The organism is Nonomuraea sp. NPDC050540, assembly GCF_044457485.1.
Classification (GTDB): Bacteria; Actinomycetota; Actinomycetes; order Streptosporangiales; family Streptosporangiaceae; genus Nonomuraea.
Genome location: NZ_JBITHA010000018.1, coordinates 158395 through 177034, shown reverse-complemented (window position 1 = coordinate 177034; position 18640 = coordinate 158395). Strand labels below are relative to the sequence as shown.

At 72.1% G+C, this 18640-nt stretch carries 18 protein-coding genes, 1 pseudogene and 1 riboswitch; of the genes and pseudogenes, 14 read left to right on the top strand and 5 right to left on the bottom strand.

What is annotated here, in order from left to right; translation table 11 throughout:
- Nucleotides 1-14: 14 nt before the first annotated feature.
- Nucleotides 15-626 carry a PepSY domain-containing protein gene (locus tag ACIBI5_RS43480; RefSeq protein WP_397256035.1) on the bottom strand — a complete coding sequence of 204 codons (612 nt, stop codon included), beginning with the start codon at nt 624-626 and terminating at the stop codon, nt 15-17.
- A gap of 126 nt (nt 627-752) precedes the next feature.
- Nucleotides 753-875: riboswitch (cobalamin riboswitch) on the top strand.
- Between the two features lie 39 nt (nt 876-914).
- Between ACIBI5_RS43480 and ACIBI5_RS43475 the strand changes: the two genes are divergently transcribed.
- The 3 genes from ACIBI5_RS43475 to ACIBI5_RS43465 are packed head-to-tail and all read left to right on the top strand — an operon-like array spanning nt 915 to nt 3729.
- Complete coding sequence (locus ACIBI5_RS43475) at nt 915-1925, top strand: ABC transporter substrate-binding protein (protein WP_397256033.1); 1011 nt, start codon at nt 915-917, stop codon at nt 1923-1925.
- An 8-nt stretch (nt 1926-1933) separates the two neighbouring features.
- Entirely contained in the window at nt 1934-2959 is a 1026-nt protein-coding gene (locus ACIBI5_RS43470; protein ID WP_397256031.1) for a FecCD family ABC transporter permease, read from the top strand.
- Entirely contained in the window at nt 2956-3729 is a 774-nt protein-coding gene (locus tag ACIBI5_RS43465) for an ABC transporter ATP-binding protein (RefSeq protein ID WP_397256029.1), read from the top strand. Before ACIBI5_RS43470 ends, ACIBI5_RS43465 begins: the two co-directional genes overlap by 4 nt.
- Nucleotides 3730-3843: 114 nt before the next feature.
- On the opposite strand, the gene ACIBI5_RS43460 is transcribed toward ACIBI5_RS43465, so the two are convergent.
- Nucleotides 3844-7275, bottom strand: a complete 3432-nt coding sequence (locus ACIBI5_RS43460) for an AAA family ATPase (protein WP_397256027.1) — start codon at nt 7273-7275, stop codon at nt 3844-3846.
- 102 nt (nt 7276-7377) lie between these two features.
- Between ACIBI5_RS43460 and ACIBI5_RS43455 the strand changes: the two are divergent.
- The 8 genes and pseudogenes from ACIBI5_RS43455 to ACIBI5_RS43420 form a co-directional block, all read left to right on the top strand.
- Nucleotides 7378-7671 (top strand): annotated as a pseudogene (locus tag ACIBI5_RS43455) (GTPase); the annotation flags it as partial.
- Nucleotides 7672-7677: 6 nt separating this feature from the next.
- Entirely contained in the window at nt 7678-8400 is a 723-nt protein-coding gene (locus tag ACIBI5_RS43450; RefSeq protein ID WP_397256112.1) for a hypothetical protein, read from the top strand.
- Between the two features lie 15 nt (nt 8401-8415).
- Nucleotides 8416-8625 (top strand): hypothetical protein, encoded by a 210-nt coding sequence (locus ACIBI5_RS43445; protein ID WP_184961307.1) that lies wholly within the window; start codon nt 8416-8418, stop codon nt 8623-8625.
- Nucleotides 8626-8629: 4 nt separating this feature from the next.
- Nucleotides 8630-10849, top strand: a complete 2220-nt coding sequence (locus ACIBI5_RS43440; protein WP_397256025.1) for a PKD domain-containing protein — start codon at nt 8630-8632, stop codon at nt 10847-10849.
- Between the two features lie 339 nt (nt 10850-11188).
- The gene (locus ACIBI5_RS43435; RefSeq protein WP_397256023.1) at nt 11189-11611 is read left to right on the top strand and encodes a hypothetical protein; all 423 of its coding nucleotides are present in this window, start codon (nt 11189-11191) and stop codon (nt 11609-11611) included.
- Nucleotides 11612-11669: 58 nt separating this feature from the next.
- Nucleotides 11670-12233: a hypothetical protein gene (locus ACIBI5_RS43430; protein WP_397256021.1), complete on the top strand. Its 564-nt coding sequence runs from the start codon at nt 11670-11672 to the stop codon at nt 12231-12233.
- On the top strand, nt 12226-12804 hold the full coding sequence (locus ACIBI5_RS43425; protein WP_397256019.1) for a hypothetical protein: 579 nt from the start codon (nt 12226-12228) through the stop codon (nt 12802-12804). The genes ACIBI5_RS43430 and ACIBI5_RS43425 overlap by 8 nt, the downstream gene beginning before the upstream one ends.
- 6 nt (nt 12805-12810) lie before the next feature.
- The gene (locus tag ACIBI5_RS43420) at nt 12811-13008 is read left to right on the top strand and encodes a hypothetical protein (protein ID WP_397256017.1); all 198 of its coding nucleotides are present in this window, start codon (nt 12811-12813) and stop codon (nt 13006-13008) included.
- 52 nt (nt 13009-13060) lie between these two features.
- Here ACIBI5_RS43420 and ACIBI5_RS43415 read toward each other — a convergent pair whose 3' ends face one another.
- Entirely contained in the window at nt 13061-13435 is a 375-nt protein-coding gene (locus ACIBI5_RS43415) for an ATP-binding protein (RefSeq protein WP_397256015.1), read from the bottom strand.
- A 72-nt stretch (nt 13436-13507) separates the two neighbouring features.
- Nucleotides 13508-14278, bottom strand: coding sequence for a SigB/SigF/SigG family RNA polymerase sigma factor (locus ACIBI5_RS43410; protein ID WP_397256013.1), 771 nt, complete (start codon nt 14276-14278; stop codon nt 13508-13510).
- 177 nt (nt 14279-14455) lie between these two features.
- On the opposite strand from ACIBI5_RS43410, the gene ACIBI5_RS43405 reads away from it, so the two are divergent.
- Entirely contained in the window at nt 14456-14785 is a 330-nt protein-coding gene (locus ACIBI5_RS43405; RefSeq protein ID WP_397256011.1) for an STAS domain-containing protein, read from the top strand.
- Here ACIBI5_RS43405 and ACIBI5_RS43400 read toward each other — a convergent pair.
- The gene (locus ACIBI5_RS43400) at nt 14782-15477 is read right to left on the bottom strand and encodes an ANTAR domain-containing response regulator (protein WP_397256009.1); all 696 of its coding nucleotides are present in this window, start codon (nt 15475-15477) and stop codon (nt 14782-14784) included. The genes ACIBI5_RS43405 and ACIBI5_RS43400 overlap by 4 nt on opposite strands.
- 60 nt (nt 15478-15537) lie before the next feature.
- Here ACIBI5_RS43400 and ACIBI5_RS43395 point away from each other — a divergent pair, with 60 nt between their 5' ends.
- Both ACIBI5_RS43395 and ACIBI5_RS43390 read left to right on the top strand, forming a co-directional pair.
- The gene (locus tag ACIBI5_RS43395; protein WP_397256007.1) at nt 15538-17367 is read left to right on the top strand and encodes a SpoIIE family protein phosphatase; all 1830 of its coding nucleotides are present in this window, start codon (nt 15538-15540) and stop codon (nt 17365-17367) included.
- A 95-nt stretch (nt 17368-17462) separates the two neighbouring features.
- The gene (locus ACIBI5_RS43390; RefSeq protein WP_397256005.1) at nt 17463-18572 is read left to right on the top strand and encodes a glycosyltransferase; all 1110 of its coding nucleotides are present in this window, start codon (nt 17463-17465) and stop codon (nt 18570-18572) included.
- Nucleotides 18573-18640 lie beyond the last annotated feature (68 nt).

Genomic DNA, 18640 nt, shown 5'->3' with positions numbered 1-18640 from the left:
GCCCGTCATGTGCGTCAGCCGGTCGATTCCGGCTCGGCCGACGGCGAGACCACGCTGCCGTCGTCCGCCTTGATCTTGACCTTCGCCTTGGTCCCGTCTGCGGCGGTCACGTCGGCCTCCCAGACCACCGTGCCGTTGTCCCTGTCCAGGGACAGCTCGGTGATCTTGCCGTCCGGGTACTCGCCGGCGACCTTCTCCGCGGCGTCGGAGTAGGTGGTCTTGGCCGCCTCGGCCTGCGCCTTGTGCTTGGCCTTCTCCGCGTCGTCGTCGGCCTCCGCCGACGGCGTGCCGACGACCTTCCAGGTCATCGCGTCGACCCGGACCTTGCTCTCGGCGCCGTCCGCGCCGATGACGGTGACCTTCCACACGCCCTCGTCGGAGTCCAGGCCGGTGACCGTGCCCTCCACGGCGGCCAGCGCGGCCTCGCCCGCCTTCTTGACGTCGTCGGCACCGGTACCGGCGTCCGGCGAGCCCATGTCGCTGGGATCGGCCGGCGGTGTGGCAGGACTCTGGACGGCGAGGCCGGCGGTGTTCTGGGCGCCCCCGGAACCGCAGGCCGTGATCGTGAACAGCGCGGCGGCGGCCGCGGCCGCGCGAATAGCGTGCTTCTTAGAATTTTCCCCCATGAGGTGCACGCTGCCCCGAATATCTCCTCGGCATTCCCGCAGGTCAGTAGATCATGAAGGCGTACGGCCTGGTTGGCAGCCCTCCGGATATGCCACGATAGATCCCGAAATAGGCGACGGCGGATCGAGGAAGCCGGTGTGAATCCGGCGCGGTCCCGCCACTGTGATCGGCGAGCGAGCCCCGACGAAGCCACTGCCCTTGCGGACGGGAAGGCCGGGGTGAGCGTTGACCCGAGAGCCAGGAGACTCACGCGGTCGCCACCTCACGACCTTGGGGCGGATCTCCCCATGAGAGGAACGGTGGACGGCATGCCCTTCCCCGCGAGCCCGCGCGCGCTCGTACCCCTGCTCGTCGCCTCGGCCCTGCTGGCCGGCTGTGCGAGCGCTCCCGCACCCGCCGCCGAACAGGCGGCCGGAGTCCCCGCGGGGTTCCCCGTCACCGTCGTCAGCTGCGGCGTCAGCACCACCTACGAGCGGCCGCCCCGCCGGGCCGTCGCGCTCAACCAGCACGCCACCGAGATCATGCTCGCGCTCGGGCTGGAGAAGTCGATGGCGGGCACCGCTTACCTCGATGACGCGATCTTGCCCGAGTACAAGGCCGCCTATGACCGGATCAAGGTACTGGCCAAGGAGTACCCCTCCTTCGAGGCGCTGCTCTCGGCCGAGCCGGACTTCGTCTACGGCGGCTTCGAGAGCGCCTTCGACGCCAAGGAGGGCCGCGGCCGGGACGTGCTGGCCAAGTCCGGCATCGACACCCACGTCAACTCCGAGGAATGCCCGAACGGCCCGGTCACCGCGGCCCAGGCCGAGGAGGAGATCCGTACCATCGGCCGCGTCTTCGGCGTCGGCGAGCGCGCGGAGCGGCAGATCGGCGCCATGCGGACCGTCCTGGACGGCGTTGCGAAAAAGCTCGGCGACGTCGAGCCGGCCAAGGTGTTCGTCTACGACTCCGGCGACAAGACCGCCTTCACCGCGGGCGGCGCCGGGATCGGCAACGAGATGATCAAACTGGCCGGCGGGGCCAACCTCTTCGCCGACCTGCCCAAGGCGTGGGGAAACGTCTCCTTCGAGCAGGTCGCCGAGCGCGCGCCCGAGGTCATCGTCATCTACGACTACGGCCAGACCACGGTCGAGGCCAAGAAGAAGTTCCTGCTGGCCAGCCCAGCGCTCAAGGACGTGCCCGCGATCAAGAAGCAGCGGTTCGCCGTGCTGCCCCTGTCGTCGGCGGTGCTCGGGGTGCGGGTGCCGGCCGGGGTGGAGGCGCTGGCCCGGCAGATCCATCCGGACCGGTTCAAGTGACGCGGGCGGTGCGGCGTGCGCCGTACCCGCTGATCCTCGCGGTGCTCGCCGCCGCGCTGCTGCTGGCCGCGACGGCGGGCGTCGCGGCGGGCTCGGTCGGCCTGCCGTTCGGGGAGGTCTGGTCGATCCTGCTGCACCGGCTCCGGCTGCCGCTGGGCGAGCCCACCTGGCCGGCCGTGCGCGAGACGATCGTCATGGACGTACGGCTGCCGCGGGTGCTGCTCTGCGCGGTCGTCGGCGCCGGGCTGTCGGTCTGCGGCATGGCCCTGCAGGCGCTGGTGCGCAACCCGCTGGCCGACCCGATGCTGCTCGGCGTCTCCTCCGGCGGCACCGTCGGCGCGGTCGCCGTGATGGTGCTCAACCTGTCGGTGTTCGGCGCGCTGACGCTGCCCCTGGCCGCCTTCGCCGGCGCCCTCCTCGCGCTCTTCCTCGTGTACGGCCTGGCCAGAGCGGGCGGCCGGATGACCACGATCCGGCTGGTGCTGGCCGGAGTCGCCACGGCCGAGGTGCTGTCGGCCGTGGCCAGCTTCCTCATCGTCACCTCCAACGACCCGCACAAGGCCGACTCGGCGCTGCGCTGGATGCTGGGCGGCCTGGCCGGCACCACCTGGGACCTGCTCTGGATCCCGGCGGCCGCCGTGCTGCTCGGCACCGCCGTGCTGCTGGGCGTCAGCCGTCCGCTCAACCTGCTGCTGGCGGGGGAGGAGGCCGCCGCCGCGCTCGGGCTGGACGTGCACCGCTTCCGCGGCGCGATGTTCGTGCTGGTGGCGCTGATGATCGGCGCGATCGTCGCGGTCAGCGGGTCGATCGGGTTCGTCGGGCTGATGATGCCGCACGTGGTCAGGCTGCTGGTCGGCGCCGACCACCGGCGGGCGCTGCCGGCCGCCGCGCTCATGGGCGCGGCCTTCCTGATCGCCGCCGACCTCGCCGCCCGCAGCCTCATCGCCCCCGAGGAGATCCCGATCGGCATCCTGACCGCGGTGACCGGCGGCCCGTTCTTCCTGTGGCTCATGCGGAGAAAGGCGGCCCGATGACCCCCGGTGAGCTGCGCGCCGAGGGCGTGAGCGTCGTGGTGAACGGACGGGCCCTGGTCAGCGAGGTCACCCTGGCCGCCGCGCCGGGGGAGCTCGTCGCGCTCGTGGGCCCGAACGGCGCGGGCAAATCCACCCTCCTGCGGACCTTCTACCGCGCCGTGCGGCCCACCTCCGGGCGGGTGCTCCTGGACGGGGACGACATCTGGCGCATGCCGGCCAAACGGCTGGCCCGTACGCTGGCCGCCGTTCTGCAGGAGTCGCCGGGCTCCTTCGAGCTGACCGTGCACGACGTGGTGGCGATGGCGCGCACGCCGTACAAGCGCCCTTTCGAGGGCGACGACGACTCCGACCGGAGCATCGTGCTGGGGGCGCTGACCGAGCTGGACGTCGCCGACCTGGCCGAGGCGCCCTTCGACCGGCTGTCGGGCGGGGAGAAGCAGCGCGTGCTCATCGCCCGCGCGCTCGCCCAGGAGCCGGGCACGATGATCCTCGACGAGCCCACCAACCACCTCGACCTGCGCCACCAGCTCGACGCCCTGCGGCTGGTGCGGCGGCTGGGCGTGACCGCCGTGGTCGCGCTGCACGACCTCAACCTCGCCGCCGCCTTCTGCGCGCGCATCTGCGTGATGGACGGCGGGCGGCTCGTGGCCGACGGCCCGCCCGCCGACGTCCTCACCGAGGACCTGCTGGCCGAGGTCTACCGGGTCGCGGCCGAGGTCCGCCCCCATCCGCGCACCGGAGTGCCCCAGGTCAGCGTGCCCGGCGACTGACCGACCAGGGTCCTGGCCCGATGACTGACCGACCAGGGCCCTGGCCCGGTGACGGGCCGGGCCGCGCGCTGGCCCGGTGACGGGCCTCGCGCTAGGCCGGTGACGGGCCTCGCGCTAGTTCGGTGGCTGGCCGAGCAGGGCTCGCGCTCGTGTCGCCAGTGAGGTCATGCCGCAGGGGAGCGCGGTCTGCAGCACCTTCTCCACCAGGGGCGCCGCCTCCTCCGGCCGGCCCTCCAGCACCAGCGCCCTGGCCTGGTCGTAGCGGAACCTGGCCAGCTGCGGGCGCATCCCACCGGTGAACTCCTGCGCCGTCCGCAGCCGGCTCAGGGCCAGGTCGCGATCGCCCGCGGCCATCGCCGCCACCGCGCCGAACCGGGCCGCCGGGCCCATCAGCACCGTCGGCCACCCGGCCAGCGCGACCTCCCGCTCGTGCGGGGTGAACAGCTCCGACACCCGCGCGGCCAGCGCCGTCAGCTCGCTCCCGCCCGCGCCGGCCTCGTGCAGGTTCCCGCACGACTCGGCCAGCAGGCTCAGCGTCGGCACCCGCCAGCCGTGCGGAGGGAACGCCGCGAAGCCCCGGGTGTCGTCGGCCAGTTCGGTGAACCCGTCCATCGCCTCGCCGTACCGGCCGGTCTCGGCGTGCGCCAGCACCAGCGCGGCCCGCCAGATCGGGAAGTAGCCGTGCTGCTCCACCCGGCCCGCCAGGTCGGAGCGCAGCAGCACCTCCAGCTCGCCGCGCTCGCGCAGCAGCCAGTAGACCTGGCCGTCCCAGGTCTGGCGCAGGGTGCCGGCGGGCAGCACCCGGGCCTCCTCCAGCTCCTTGACCGAGCGCTCCGCCTCGCCGAACAACCGGGCCGCCGCCTCGTCGAACCGGCCGCGCCACAGGTCCATCAGCGTGTCGAGGGCGCTCTGCAGCCACTCGCCCAGGACGCGCGGATGGTCGGCGATCTGGCCGCGGTGCCGTTCGACCAGGGCGGCGGCGGACTGCAGCGCGCCGAGCCGCATCTGGTCGATGGCCAGCGCCACCAGGGCCTCGCTGTGGAAATAGGCCGAGCCCGCGCGGATGCCCGCGTCGTGCAGGGACTTGGAGATGCCCAGCAGCTCGGCGGGCGGCGCGAAGTCGTACAGGCCCCAGCGGCACTCGTTGAGCACCTCGCAGCGCACCTCGGGCGGGCAGCCGGGGCGCAACCCGGCCAGCGTACGGCGGGCCAGCTCCGGCCCGTCCAGCCACTCCCCGGCGACCGCGCCGGGGCCGACCGCCATCGTCGCCTTGTGCGCCAGGTGCGCGCTGAGCTGGGAACGCAGGTCGGCGGCCTCCTCCTCGTCGTCGTCGGCCAGCGCCTCGAGCGCGTCCTGCAGCAGGCGCAGCAACTGCTCGTCGACCTGCCCGGGGTCCGTCCAGCGCCTGGCCAGCTGGACCGCTGCGCTCGCGCGCAGCCGGGGCAGCTCCGCCGCCGTGTCGTGGGCGTCGCGGTAGTGCACGCCGGCCGTGTGCATGTCGCCTTGGGCGTTGCGGACGTCGCCCAGCGTCATGAGCAGGCCGAACCTGGTCACCGGGCCGCTGGGCAGGCGTATGCCGTACTCGGCCCAGGAACGCGCGGAGCCGACGCCGAAGGCGGCCAGCTCGGCCCGCGCGGCGGTCAGGCAGGCGGTGGCGACCTGCTCGTCGGGCACGTCGGGGCGGGCCGCGCGGGCGTGCACGGCCATGCGCACGGGAAGGTCCGCGGTCACCCGCTCGGCCGTGCGCAGGTGCTCACCAAGCACCTCGAACGCCCGCTTGTGCAACCTCCTGGCCAGGGCCGGGTCCTCCTCCAGCGTGGCCAGGACCTCCTCGCGCCACAGCTCGTAGCGGAAGCGCACGCCGCTGTGCGCCTCCACCGCGCGCTGCGTGACGGCCTCGGCCTGCTGCCGGTCGGCTTCGGCCGGTTCCAGCCCGAGCACCGCGGCGACCAGCGCGGTGTCGATCTCGCCGCCGCCGCAGGTGATCGCCGCCGCCGCCAGCCACGGCAGCAGCGGGCCCGGCCGCCGGCCGAAGCCGGGCAGGACCGACAGCTCGCCCTCGGAGTCGCGTACCTCGCACAACCGTTGCGGCAGCCCGCCCGTCAGCCGGAACGCCTCGGCCACCTCCCGCTCGGACGGCTCGCGCCCCCAGACGGTGGCCAGCCAGGCGGCCACGTCGAGCGGGCCCAGCGGACCCACGGTCACCGGCGACGCCGGGGCCTCCCGCCACGGTCCCTCCGGCCGTCCCGCCAGCACGAAGCCCACGGCCGCCTCGCCGAGCCCGCGGCGTACCTCGACCAGCAGGTCGCAGGCCGCGCGGCTGAGCAGTTCCGCGTTGTCGAAGGCGACGATCAGCCCGCCGCCCCTGGCCGCCCAGCGCAGCAGGCCGGCCAGCAGCGACAGCAGGCGCTGCCGGAAGTCCTCCAGGCCCGCGGGCGCGGGGGAGCCGGGCATGGCCGAGATGAAGTCGACGAGCGTGCGGTGGTCGGCGGGGGCCAGCGGGTTGTCGCCCGTGCCCAGGTCGCGCTGGAGGCGCGCGTACACCATGCCGGCCAGCGAGCGCCACGGCTGCAGCTCGCCGCTGTCCTGGCAGCTCACCACCACCGTGCGCGGACGGCTGGCCGCCGTGCGCGCGGTCAGCTCGGCCAGCAGCCTGCTCTTGCCCGCGCCCGGCACGCCCCGCACCGCCAGCAGCCCCGGCAGGCCGGTTCGGAGGGCGAGCAGGGCGGCGAGATGCTCCTGCCTGCCGACCAGCTCGCCGGGCACCTCGGGCGCCCGCTCCCGCGCGCGCGTGCCGTCCGGCGGCCGGTGCACGTCCACGCCGTGCTCGTGCAGCAGCAACAGGGAGAACGCCCGGTCCACGGCCTCGTCGCGCGGGTGCCGTTCCTCCAGGAGGCTCTCGGCCGCCGCCGCGCCCTCGTCGCGCAGCGTGCGCATGAAGCGCAGCAGCCAGATCGGGCCCAGGCCGTCGTGCCCCTCGCCCACCGGCCCGGCCAGCAGCGCGGCGACCTCGTCGTAGCGGGCCAGGCGCAGCGCGGTCTGGGCGAGGTTGCGCACGAGGTCCAGGCGCAGCCTGTCGAGTCTGCGCGCGTGGCGCGCGCAGGCCTCGGGAAGACCTTCCTGCCACGACGCGTACGGCCGGCCGCGCCACTCCCCGGCCGCCTTCGCCAGAACGGCCAGCGCACGCGCGTCGTCCCCGGCCCCGAGCCCGAGCAGGCCCTCCTTGACCGCGTACTCGAAGCGGTGGGCGTCGACCACCTCCGACACGTCGCCGTCGAGCACGTACTCGTTGGAGCCCCGCTTGGAGCTGATGACGAGCCCGCCTCTCGCGAGGGTCGGGCGGAACCTGGACACCAGCGGCGCGATGCCCTCGCTGAGCGGCGCCTTGCCCTCCTCCCACAGGGCGTCGGTGAGGATGTCCCGCGAGACGGACCTTCCCGCCGCGATGAGCAGGGTGAGGAGTCTCGCGGTCTTGCCCGGCACTTGCTGCGGGCGCCCGTCCACGATCACTTCCGTCCGGCCGAGCACCCGAATCTCAAACGTCACAGCGTCTCCACCCATCAATGCAAGATCATTGCAATGAGCGGCCCGCACAGTAGTAAACACGGCGATCGATGAAGTTTCTACCTATTGCGGGGGTGTTTGCTGATGTCACCGCCGACTCATTTCTCGGCCGAGCAACTAGAGCGCATAAAAGCGGATGTTCTGCATAAATACGAAAAAGAGGCGGCTAAGCCGCTTTCTGTGGTCATCATGGGGCAGACCGGTGCGGGCAAGTCGTCGCTGCTCAACGTCCTCTTCGGTGCCGACCTCCCGACCGGTGACGTCCGCCCGGTCACCAAGGAGCCAGAGGCCATTCATCTTCCCGGAAAATCCGGCCATTCCCTTACTTTTTGGGATATGCCGGGAATAGGGGAATCGGTCGGCGTGGACGTCGATTATATGGCGATGTATAGGGAGAAACTCATCGGGTGTGACGTCGTCATCTGGGCGCTTCACTCCGACAACCGATCCACCACCTACGAAGCGTCCTGCCTACGCCGCCTCTTAGGCGGCACAGGCGGCACAGGCGGCACAGACAGCGCGGCCCTGGCCAACAAGCTCACGTTCGTGATGACCAAGGTGGACATTCTCACGCCGCCGTCCTGGATTTTCGCCCTGCACCGCGACAGCGGCGTCTTCGCCCCCGGCGCCCGGCTGGCCGACAAGCTGGCCGCCAAGGCCCTGCACTACGAGGAGGTGTTCGTCCGGCCGTGGGCGCACGCGCTCGTCTCCACCACCTACAACCCCGGCGGCTTCGCCCACCGCGACGACCGGCTCGGCTACGACGACTACACCATCCGCTACCGCGGCTACGTCAGCGCGGAGGTGTGCCAGAACTACCAGCGCCGCTTCCCGGCCGAGGCCGAGGTGTTCGCCCGGCTGCGCGACAACCACCGCGTCCTGGCCTGCTCGGCGCTGTTCCGCTTCAACCTGGCCCAGCTCATGGTCGCCGTGGTCAACAAGCTCGGCCCTGGCGCCACCGCCCGGTTCCGCCGCCTGCTCGGCGAGGCGGAACAGCTGGCCGACGTGCCCGTCGACACCATGCGCGGTCTCGGCAACTTCCTCATCTGGGACGGCGCCCGCAAGCTGCTCGACCTGTCCGACCCGTCCCTTCCCCCGAAGCTCTGAGAGGAGCGCCGATCCATGGCGACGATCAGCGACGACGACATCCTGTACGCGGTCAACCAGCGCAGCAGGCAGGACTCCGAATACCGCAGGCAGCTCGACAAGGCCATCAAGCGCAAGGACGAGGACGACATCGCCCGGCTGGTCCGCAAGGCCGTCAAGAAGATCCTCGGCATCCTCGTGGACGTCACCTTCGACATCATCGAGCGCATCCTGGGGAGGTGGTGACCCGATGCGGAAGCGGCGCAAGAGCGGGGACTCCCGCGTCCTGCCGGCGGTGGTGCTGGTCCTGGGCTGGTTGATCACCACCCCGCCCGCGACCACCCCGCCCGCGACCACCTCGGCCGTGCCCACGGCCTCCCCGGTGCCCACGGTCTCCTCGGCACCCACGGTCTCCCCGGCACCCACGGTCGCGCCGACCCCGGCCTCATCGCCGACCGTGACCTCCTCACCGCCCGCCACCTCCTCGCCGACCTCGGGTTCCTCGCCGCCCGCCGGCTCCTCGGCGGCGCCCAGCCCCGCACCGGCCTCCACGCCTCTCTACCGCGTCGGTGGCATCGGCTGCGACGGCCACCCGCACCAGGAGCAGGCCGGAACCGTCACCCTCACCCGCGACGGCGGCTCACTCAGGGTCGACGTCGAGGTCAGCGACACCCTCTACCCCTCGCGCACCTTCACCGTCGAGGCATGGGAGGAGGCGCCGGGCTGCTATCCCGACAACGCGCTCAGAGTGCCGGGCGTGGGGCTGAGCACGAACTCCTCCGGCTCCGGCTCGACCTCCTTCACGCTGGCCCTGCCGTGGAGCCGGCTGTTCCCCGACGGCAGCACGGTCGTGCTGGGCGACGGCCAGGGCAGCGAGAGCCTCGTCGTCGTCCTGGACAGGGACAACTCGACCGGCGCCGGTGACAGCTACGCCGCCGGGCCCATCCGGCTCGACCCCGGCGGCCAGGCGCACGCCGACTTCACCACCACGCCGGAGGAGTCGGGCACCGACATCAGGTTCGACGCCTCGGCCAGCACCGTGCCGGACGGCGCCACCGCCCGTTACCGCTGGGACTTCGACAACGACGGCGCGTACGACGAGGAGAGCACCACCCCGGTGGTGCGCCACACCTACCCCGACAGCGCGGAACGGCAGGCCGCGCTCACCGTCGTCCCGAGCCAGGGCGCGCCGGACACCGTCACCAAGGCCGTGGCCGTGCCCGCCGACACCGTCGTCGTCCTGTTACGCGGCATCGAAGCGTTCGGCGTCACCCCCAAGGAGAGCGCCTACAAGCTGGTCACCGAGGCCGCCGCCTTCCGCGACCTGCTCAACCGGCTCGGCTGCACCGACCTGGCCGAGGTCGACAACGTCACCAAGCGCTGCAACACCACCGACCGGGCCAGGCTGCACTGGTCCCCGTACTCCTACCGCGGCCCGAACGGCCAGGCCGCCCCCCTCACCTACGGCGGCGCCGACACCTGGCCCGCGCTGAGCGCCACCTCCGCCCACCTGGACCGCCAGATCAGGGAGATCGGCCGCGAGCACCCCGGCGCCAACGTGGTGCTGGTGGGCTTCAGCGAAGGCGGCACCGTCGCCGCCCGCTGGGCCGCCGACACCTCGAACACCTCCACGCCCATCGTGACCATCGACTCCCCGCTCTACGGCTTCTGGCCCGAGGACCGCGGGAGCGTCTGGCCCGAGGACATCCTCAACTACTGCGGCATCTCCGTCCCCGGCAACAAGGTCGCCGCGCCCGGCCCCGACTGGACGTTCTCCCAGGTCTGCACGCGCTGGGACCAGTTCGGCTTCCGCAGTCCCGTCTCCTACGACTGGCGGGCAGGGCGTTCGTTCGGCGAGGGCGGGCAGTTGTCCAGGGCGGTGCCGTTGCAGCTCTTCAGCGCCACCAACCTCAACGACCTGGTCGCCCCGCCGTGGTGGGCCCTGTCCCCGCTCGCCGACGGCAACCGGATCACCACCTGCTCCAGCCTCGCCGACGGCCACCACAGCTGCGCCCTGCACGACGCGGGCGTCCTGACCGCGGCCAAGGGCGTGGTGGACGCCTCTCTCGCCGCCGCCAAGCACCGCGAACGGCCGGACGTGGCCCAGACCAGGGCCGGTTGGGGCACGAGCCTCGGCTCGCAATGGTTCGATGGTCACACCGCCACCGTCACCGCCCTGGGCGGCTTCGGCAGGATCGTCTCCGTCGGCCACTTCGGCATCGGCGACGGAGCCGCGGCCGGCCGCCTGACCTGCACGTGGACCAGTGCTTCCCCCGCGCGGAGCGCCCCGCTGACCGTCACGGACTGGACCGCCCGCTCGTACGTGGTCTTCTGGCGGCCGCCGGGCGTCAACATCCTGTTCCGCAGCCGGGTCCGCGTCCTGCCGTACGGCAACGGCGACACCTACTCCGCCGACGTCACCGGCAACGACTCCAGCCTCCTCCTCACCCCCGACCCCTGCCGCCCCTGACCTCCATCCCCGGGAATCCCGAACACCCCGGCCGAGCCGGGCAGCCCCCGACAACCTCGGACACGTCGGGGGCTGCCCGGCTCGGGGGATACCACAAGACTTCCCCCGCCGCCCCGCCGGCGTGCCGCTCTGCTCCCCGCCGCGCCGCTGCTCCACCGCCCCGGTGCGGCGCTGCAGGGGAAGTGGATCCGCATCTCGGTAGGGCAGGGTCCGGGGTGGAGGGTGTTCGGAGGGCGGGGAACCGGGGGGAACCGGGCAAATCCGTACGACGTCCCGGATCCGCACCTGCGGGCCCGGGACGTCATAGCCTTGGGCGCACAGCCGAGCGGAGGTGCGGGGTTGGGGCGCAGGCCGACGATTGACCGGGACGAGCTGGCGAGGCTCGTCGCGCAGGGGCTCAGCGTGGCGGAGCTGGCCGGGCACTTCGGGGTCAGCGAGTCCGGGGTGCTGCAGGCCAAGCGTTCGGCCGGGCTGGTGAAGGGGTTGCTCGACCACAAGGCGGCCCTGCCGTGGAAGGTGGCGCGCGAGCACACCCAGTCCGGCCCCGCCACGAACCTGCGGAACCTGTCGGCGGCCGCGCAGGGCAGAGCGCCCCAGCCGGAGCGGCTCAACACCGCCCTGCGCTGGGCGCAGCGGCTCGTGGACAACGACCTGGACGTGGCCTACGACCCGGCGGAGGGGTTCAAGGAGGTGCCGGTCGCGGGCGTCTCGCATGTCGCGGCTGTGCTCGCCGCCGCCAGACAGGCCCTGGCCCGCGAATAAACCCTCTCGTTCAGGGCAGCCGAAGGTCTCAACCAAAAGAGACCGGAGGCGATGAGAGATGACCGCCGAGACGTGGATCTGGGTGGCCGTTGTCGTGATCGTCCTGGCGGCGGTCGCCGCCGTGGGTTACGTGGTACTGCAGCAGCAGAAGCGGAGCAAGCTCCGTTCGCGGTTCGGCCCCGAATATGAGCGCATCATGTCCGAGCATGACACCCGGCGCGAAGCCGAGCAGGACATGCTCGCACGTGAGCAGCGGCACGCCGAGCTGGACATCCGGCCGCTCAGCCCCGAATCCCGGGACGCCCACGCCAGGCGCTGGACCGAGGTGCAGGAGCGCTTCGTGGACGCGCCCGGCTTCGCCGTCACCGAGGCGGACCAGCTGGTCACCGCGGTGATGGCCGAGCGCGGCTACCCGACGGAGGACTACGGGCAGCGGCTGGCCGACCTGTCGGTCGCGCACGCCGCGACGCTCGACCACTACCGGCAGGCCCACCAGATCAGCGGACGAGCCGCCCACAAGGAGGCCTCGACCGAGGAGCTGCGCCAGGCGATGGTGCACTACCGCGCGCTGTTCGAGGAACTGCTGGAGGAGACGACCCGGGAAGGGCGACGAGATGGCTGACCACGACCGGCGCGAGGACGAACTACTCGTCCCCGCCCCGCGCGACGACGACAACGCACCCGACAGCAACGCACCCGACGACATCAGAAACGACGACATCGAGCACGGCAACACCAGAAACGACGACTACGACACGAGGGCCGTGTACGACACACAACCCTCATCCGCTCCGGTGGAAGCGCCGGTGGACGTGACCGAGGAACACGAGGCCGACCAGCGCCGCGAGCCCTACACCCTGCCGGCCGACGACAGCGTGCCGCCGGCGCCGCCGTACCCCACAGCCGTCGAGACGGCGCGGGGGAGCGGTCAGGAGTTCGGGGACGGCGCGTACACGAGCGGCCGGCTGGCCGACCGCTGGCGCGACGTCCAGTCGGGCTTCGTGGACGACCCCAGGGCCGCCGTGGAGCGTGCCGACGACCTGCTGGAGGAGCTCCTGCAGGACGTCACCCGTCAGGCCGGCGAGATGCGCGAGAGCTGGAAGAGCCAGCAGGACACCGAACAGCTCCGCCTGGCCCTGCGCGAGTACCGATCCGTCATGGAGCGCCTGATGGCGTTCGCAGAGAGGAAGTGACCCCCCATGCTGGCCATCGTCTCAGCGATCATTTTCGGCCTCGGCTTCCTGCTCGACCTGCTGAACACCAGGATCGCGGGCGGCATCACCGGGACCACGTTCATGCTGCTCGGTCTGTGCCTGCTGGCCCTTCACCAGGCCGGCATCGGTACGGCGAGCATTCGCGGCACCGCCGGCTCCTGGCGGGGGCGTAGCAGGCGCTGACGCGTCAGCGAACTCCCGCCGCGGTTCGCGGCGGGAGAACGGCACCAGCGCGTCACCCTTTCCCCGCGAAGCGGAGAACGACCGTCGTCCCCTCCTCCTCAGGATGAAACTGCACGCTGGCTGACAGAAGCCGCGCCACCCACAGCCCCATGCCGCGGGTGGCGTTCGGCGCTGGACGGGTCCGGCCGTAGTCCTCGTCGGTCCAGACGCCGCGGTCGCGGATCTCGATGACCAGGTCGCCGCCGTCGCTCCAGGAGCGCACGCGGGCGGTGGGCGAGCCGTGGGTGACGGCGTTGGTGGCGACCTCGTTGACGGCGAGCACGAGATCGCCCGCCTCGTGGTCGTGCAGTCCGGCCTCGCGGGCCCGCGCCTCGGCGAAGAACCGGACTTCGGGCAGGCCGCTCAGGGTGAACTCGAATCCGGACACGGGGGCACCCGGCGGGGGGCCGGGCGCCCTCGTGCGCGGGTCGGTCTCTCCGTTCACCCGATGGCCTGCCAATCAGCTGGTGAGGTCCTGCCGCAACTGGTCGAGGACCTTTCTGAGAATGCGGGAGACGTGCATCTGCGAGATGCCGAACTCCGCCGCGATCTCCGCCTGTGTGAGATTACCGAAGAAGCGCAGCAGCAGGATGTTCTTCTCCCGGTGCGGAAGCGCGTCGATCAGCGGCTTGACGGACTCGCTGTCGACGAGCTTGCTGAGGGAGTCGTCCGTCTCCGGGATGACATCGCCCAGAGAAGCGGCGTCGTCGTCGCTGCCGAGCGGCGCGTCGAGCGAGAGCGTGCTGTACGCGGCGGAGGCGTCGAGCGTGAGCAGGACGTCCTCCTCGCTGATGTTCATCTTGGCCGCCAGTTCGGCGACCGTGGGCGCACGCCCGAAGTCCTGGCTGAGCTCGGAGACCAGGCGGTTGAGCTCCGAGCGGCGCTCCTGGTAGACGCGCGGAACCCGGATCGCCCAGGTGCGGTCGCGGAAGTGCCGCTTGACCTCGCCGGTCATCGTCACCACCGCGTAGCCCCTGAAGGCGTGGCCCAGCGTGGGATCGAAGCCGTTGACGGCCTTCATCAGGCCGACGTAGGCGGCTTGGAGGAGGTCCTCGATGGGCTCGCCCCGGTAGCGGTAGCGGCGGGCGATCTCCATGGCGAGCGGGCGGTGCATCTCGACGATGCGTTCACGCAGCCGCTCCTTGACGCTGTCGGGGGTGTCCGGCTCGGTCGTTTCGGCCAAGAGCTGTTCGGCGGTCAGCTCTTCGAGGGCGTATTCCTTCACAGCCATTGCTGCTCCTTGGTCCAAGCCATGGAACGGCCGTCCGCCCGGAAAAAGCGAAAAAGCCCAGGCAGAGGCACGCCTCACAGCGTTGCAGACGGAAGCCCTCTGCTGGACTTCGAGGATGATTATCCCCGCTTTCGCCGGAAGTATTCCACCTATCTCAGGTGACAGTAAGGTTGCCTCGTGACACTGACCCTGACGTCCTCGCCCCAGGACGGGCTGACGGTGATCCGGGTGGACGGTGTCCTCGACGCCACCACGCGCGATCAGTTCGCCGACTATCTGTCGGCCGCCGGCCCCGACCTCGTCCTGGACCTGTCCGGCGTCACGTTCATGGACTCGCGCGCGCTGGGCCTGATCGTGCACCAGTGGCAGACCAGCCTTGAGGCCGGTTCCCGCTTCGCGCTGATCGGCGTGCGGTACAGCACCGCCAAGGTGATGTGGATCACCGGGCTGGCCAGCCGGCTGCCGCTCTACGACACGCTGGAGGACGCCAAGCGCGCCCTCGCCTAGCTGTTGCCGCTGTGCTCCTCCACCAGCAGCTTGGCCAGGTCGGCGACCTTGATCTGGTGATGCTGGGAGATGCGGCGCAGTTCCTCGAACGCGGCCTCGGCGGAGCAGCCGCTCGACTTCATGATGATCCCCTTGGCCTGGTCGATGATCGCCCGGCCGGCCAGCGCCTCCTGCATCTGCGCGGCGTCGGTGCGTACCTGCTCGAAGTCCCACAGGTTCGCCATGGCCACACTGACCTGCTCGGCCAGCATGCCGGCCAGGGCGTGGGCGTCGTGGCCGGGCAGGACGCCGGGCCGTACCGCGTAGAGGACGACCACGAGCAGGACCGGGTCGACCCTGATGGGCAGGGCCAGCACCGAGCGCACCCCCCAGCCGACCGCCAGCCCCGCGTACTCCGGCCAGCGGGGCTCGCGCAGCAGGTCGGGAGCGCTGATCGGGCTGCCGGTGCGGCGCGCCTCGACGCTCGGGCCCACGCCGAGTTCCCGCTCGCCCTCGACGAGACTGATCAGCTCGCTGTGGGAGCTGGCGACGAGCACGCGCTCCCCCTGCCACTGCTCGGCCGAGCCGCCGGAGCAGCCGGGCACCCCCGCCGCGACCGCGTTGGTCAGCCCCCGCAGCACGCTCTCGGTCGAGTTCTCGTTGTCCAGACGCCCGAGAGTCGCAAGCTCGCGGGCCAGCACCATGGTGTCCATAACGAGTGGGAACCTTCCCTATATGGCCGTCTTAATCCCTGATGGCGTAGCGTCGGCGTCATGACGACCCCGCTCGAACGCGCCCTCGACTCGCTGACGGAGCGGGTGTCGTCCCTCCGCACGGCCAGCACCGCCTACCCCGATCAGGCGGGTGAGACACTGGACGCCGCGCTCGCCGAGCTCGACACCGCGCTCGAACTGCTCGCCGAGGCCCGCAAACACCTCCGCCAGACGCCCAAGCAGGGCGCCAAGAGCGGCGCGCAGCGTGAGCTCAAGCTGTTGCGCCAGGTGCTCAGGGTCCTCCCCGTCCCGGTGTTCGTCCTCGACGGCGGCGCGGTGATCAGGCGGATCAACGCCGAAACCTCCCGGGTGCTCGGCAGCCCCGACGGCTACCTGGTGGGGCGCGCGTTCCCGCTGCTGGTGGAGACCTCGCGCCGGGCGGCGTTCCGCTCGCATCTGACCTCCGTGCTCCAGACCGGGCAGTCTGCCACGTTCGAGACACGCCTGAGTCACCAGGGCCGCACGCACACCGTCCAGCTCGTGCTCACCAGGCTCACCCTGCCGGGCGAGCCGCAGCCGCTGGTCGCCGCCGTCGCGCTGCCCACCGAGCTCCAGATTCAGGGGTACGGCGCCGCCGCCCCCGCCGCCTCCCGCCCCGACGCCGCCCTGCTCATGGCCGCGGCCCGCCGGCAGGAACTGCTGGCCGAGATGGCCCGCATCCTGCTGGACGAGGAGAGCCTGCACCGCCCGGTCGCCCTGGCCCGCGCCGCCAGGCTGCTGGCCGCCGACTGGGCCGACTGGGTGATCGCCGACGTCGTCCGCGACGGCGTGGCCCGCCGTACCACGGTGCTCGCGCCCAAGGATGAGCCCGTCGGCGAGCTGGCCCGCCTGGTGGAACGCGCGGACCCGCTGGCCGGTCCGCTGGTGGCCCAGGTGATGGAGCAGGCGACCGGCGTCCTGCACGAGATGGTCGACGACGAGTCCGTGCTCGGCGCGCACGCCGGCGGGCCCCTGCTGACCGCGATGGGCGCCGTGTCGGTGATGTGCGTGCCGATCGGCCCGGGGGAGGGGGCGCTGACGCTGGTCAGGACTCACAACCGGGCACCGTTCACGCTCGGCGACCTCGGCCTGATGGAGCAGGTGGGCGTCCAGCTCGGGCTGGCCGTGCGCGCCCAGCGCAGCTTCCAGAGCAGCTCGCGGGCGGCGGACGCGCTCACCGCGAGCGTGGTGCCGCGCACGATCCCCGAGACGCCCGGCTTCGAGGCGGCGGCGATCTACCACCCGGGCGCCTCGGTCGGCGCCGAGTTCTACGACGTCTTCCCGGTCTCCACCGGCTGGGGCTTCGCGCTCGGCGGCGCGGCGGGCAAGGGCGAGGAGGCCGCGTCGGTCAGCGCCATGGTCAGGGGCGGGCTGCGCGTGCTCAGCGTGTGGGAGAAGGACCCCGACCAGGTGGTCAGGCGGGTCAATGAGGCCATGGTGGCGCAGGGCGGCGGCATGTTCGTGATGGCGCTGGCCGGTTTCGTGAACGGCCGCCGCCTGACCCTGTCCTCGGCGGGTCACCATCCGGCGGCGCTGGTCTCGGCCGACGGCTCGGTCCGCTTCGTCTCGGGGGGCGGGGTGCCGCTGGGCATCGCGCCGGTGGCCGAGACCGCGAGCGAGGAGCTGACGATGGCCTCGGGGCAGACGCTGGTGCTCTACTCCGACGGGCTGGTCTCCTCCAGGAACGAGCGCGGCGAGCCGTACGGGGAGGAACGGCTGGCCGACGTGCTGGGCCGGCACGCGGGCCGCCCGCCCGCGACGGTGGCCAAGGCGGTCGAGGACGACCGGCACGCCTTCTCCGGCGGCCAGGTGTGGGACGAGATCGTGATCCTGGCCTTCCGACCTGCATAGGTTTGCGATCGGGGCGAAACAGGGTAGACATAGGGGCGTAGATCGCGTGCCTAAGACGCAGGCACACCTTGAACGCGCTATCGCTGAGGTGTGCCATGAATATCGCCATTGTCGCTTCGACCACCGGCAACCAGCGGCGTCATCTTCTCGCCGCCGCCCGTGAGCTCGGACACGACCACCGGGTCACCATCTACTCCCGCCGCACCAGCGCCGAGCCCAAGCAGCGCACCCGGCTCACGCAGGGCGTCACCATTGAGCACATCGACGCCGGGCCGGCCCGTGACCTGCCCGCCGACGACGTCGTCTCCTATCTGCCCGAGTTCGGCCGCTACCTGATGCGCAGGTGGAGCGCCGAGCGGCCCGACGTCATCCACGCCCACTCCTGGACCGCGGGCCTGGCCGCCGTGGCCGGTTCCGAAGGAATGGGCGTGCCGGTGACGCAGACGCTGCACCCGTCCGGGGCCACCCATCTGAAGCTGGAGCAGGCGCTCGGCCGCCGCGCCAGCGCCGTCATCGCGGGTTCCGGCGACGAGGAGTCGGCGCTCATCCGGCTGGGCGTGCCGCGCCGCAGCATCGCGGTGATCCCCGCGGGCGTCGACGTCAGCAGGTTCCGCCGCCTGGGCGCGGTCGCCGCCCGCGGCACCCGCAAGCGCATTCTGCACGTCGGCTCGCTCACGCCCGGCATGGGCGCCCACACCGCCGTGCGCGCGCTGAGCGCGATCCCCGACGTCGAACTCGTCATCGCCGGCGGCCCCGACCCCGCCGACCTGGACACCGACCGCGAGGCGCGCCGCCTGACCGACCTGGCCGCCAACCTGGGGGTCGGCGACCGCGTACGCCTGCTGGGCCGGGTGCCGCGCGCTCAGGTGCCGCGCCTGATGCGCAGCGCCGACGCGGTGATCACGCTGCCGCGCGAGGTGCCCAGCGGCGTCGTCGCCCTGGAGGCCATGGCCTGCGGCGTCCCCGTGATCGCCTCGGCCGTCGGCGCCCACCTCGACTCGGTGGTGGACGGCGTCACCGGCTTGCTGGTCCCGCCGGACCGCCCCGCCCGTACCGCGCGGCTGGCCCGCACGCTGCTGACGGACATCACGCTGCGCACCGCCCTCGGCTACGCGGGCGCCGACCGCGTCCGCTCCCGCTACTCGTGGGAACGCATCGGCCAGGAGCTCCTGCGGGTCTATGAGGACGCTCTCGTCCGCGCATGATCACTCAGACGTACGGCGGCGCCGCCCGGAGATCCCGGCGGCGCCGCCCGCATGTTCCGGACGGGCCG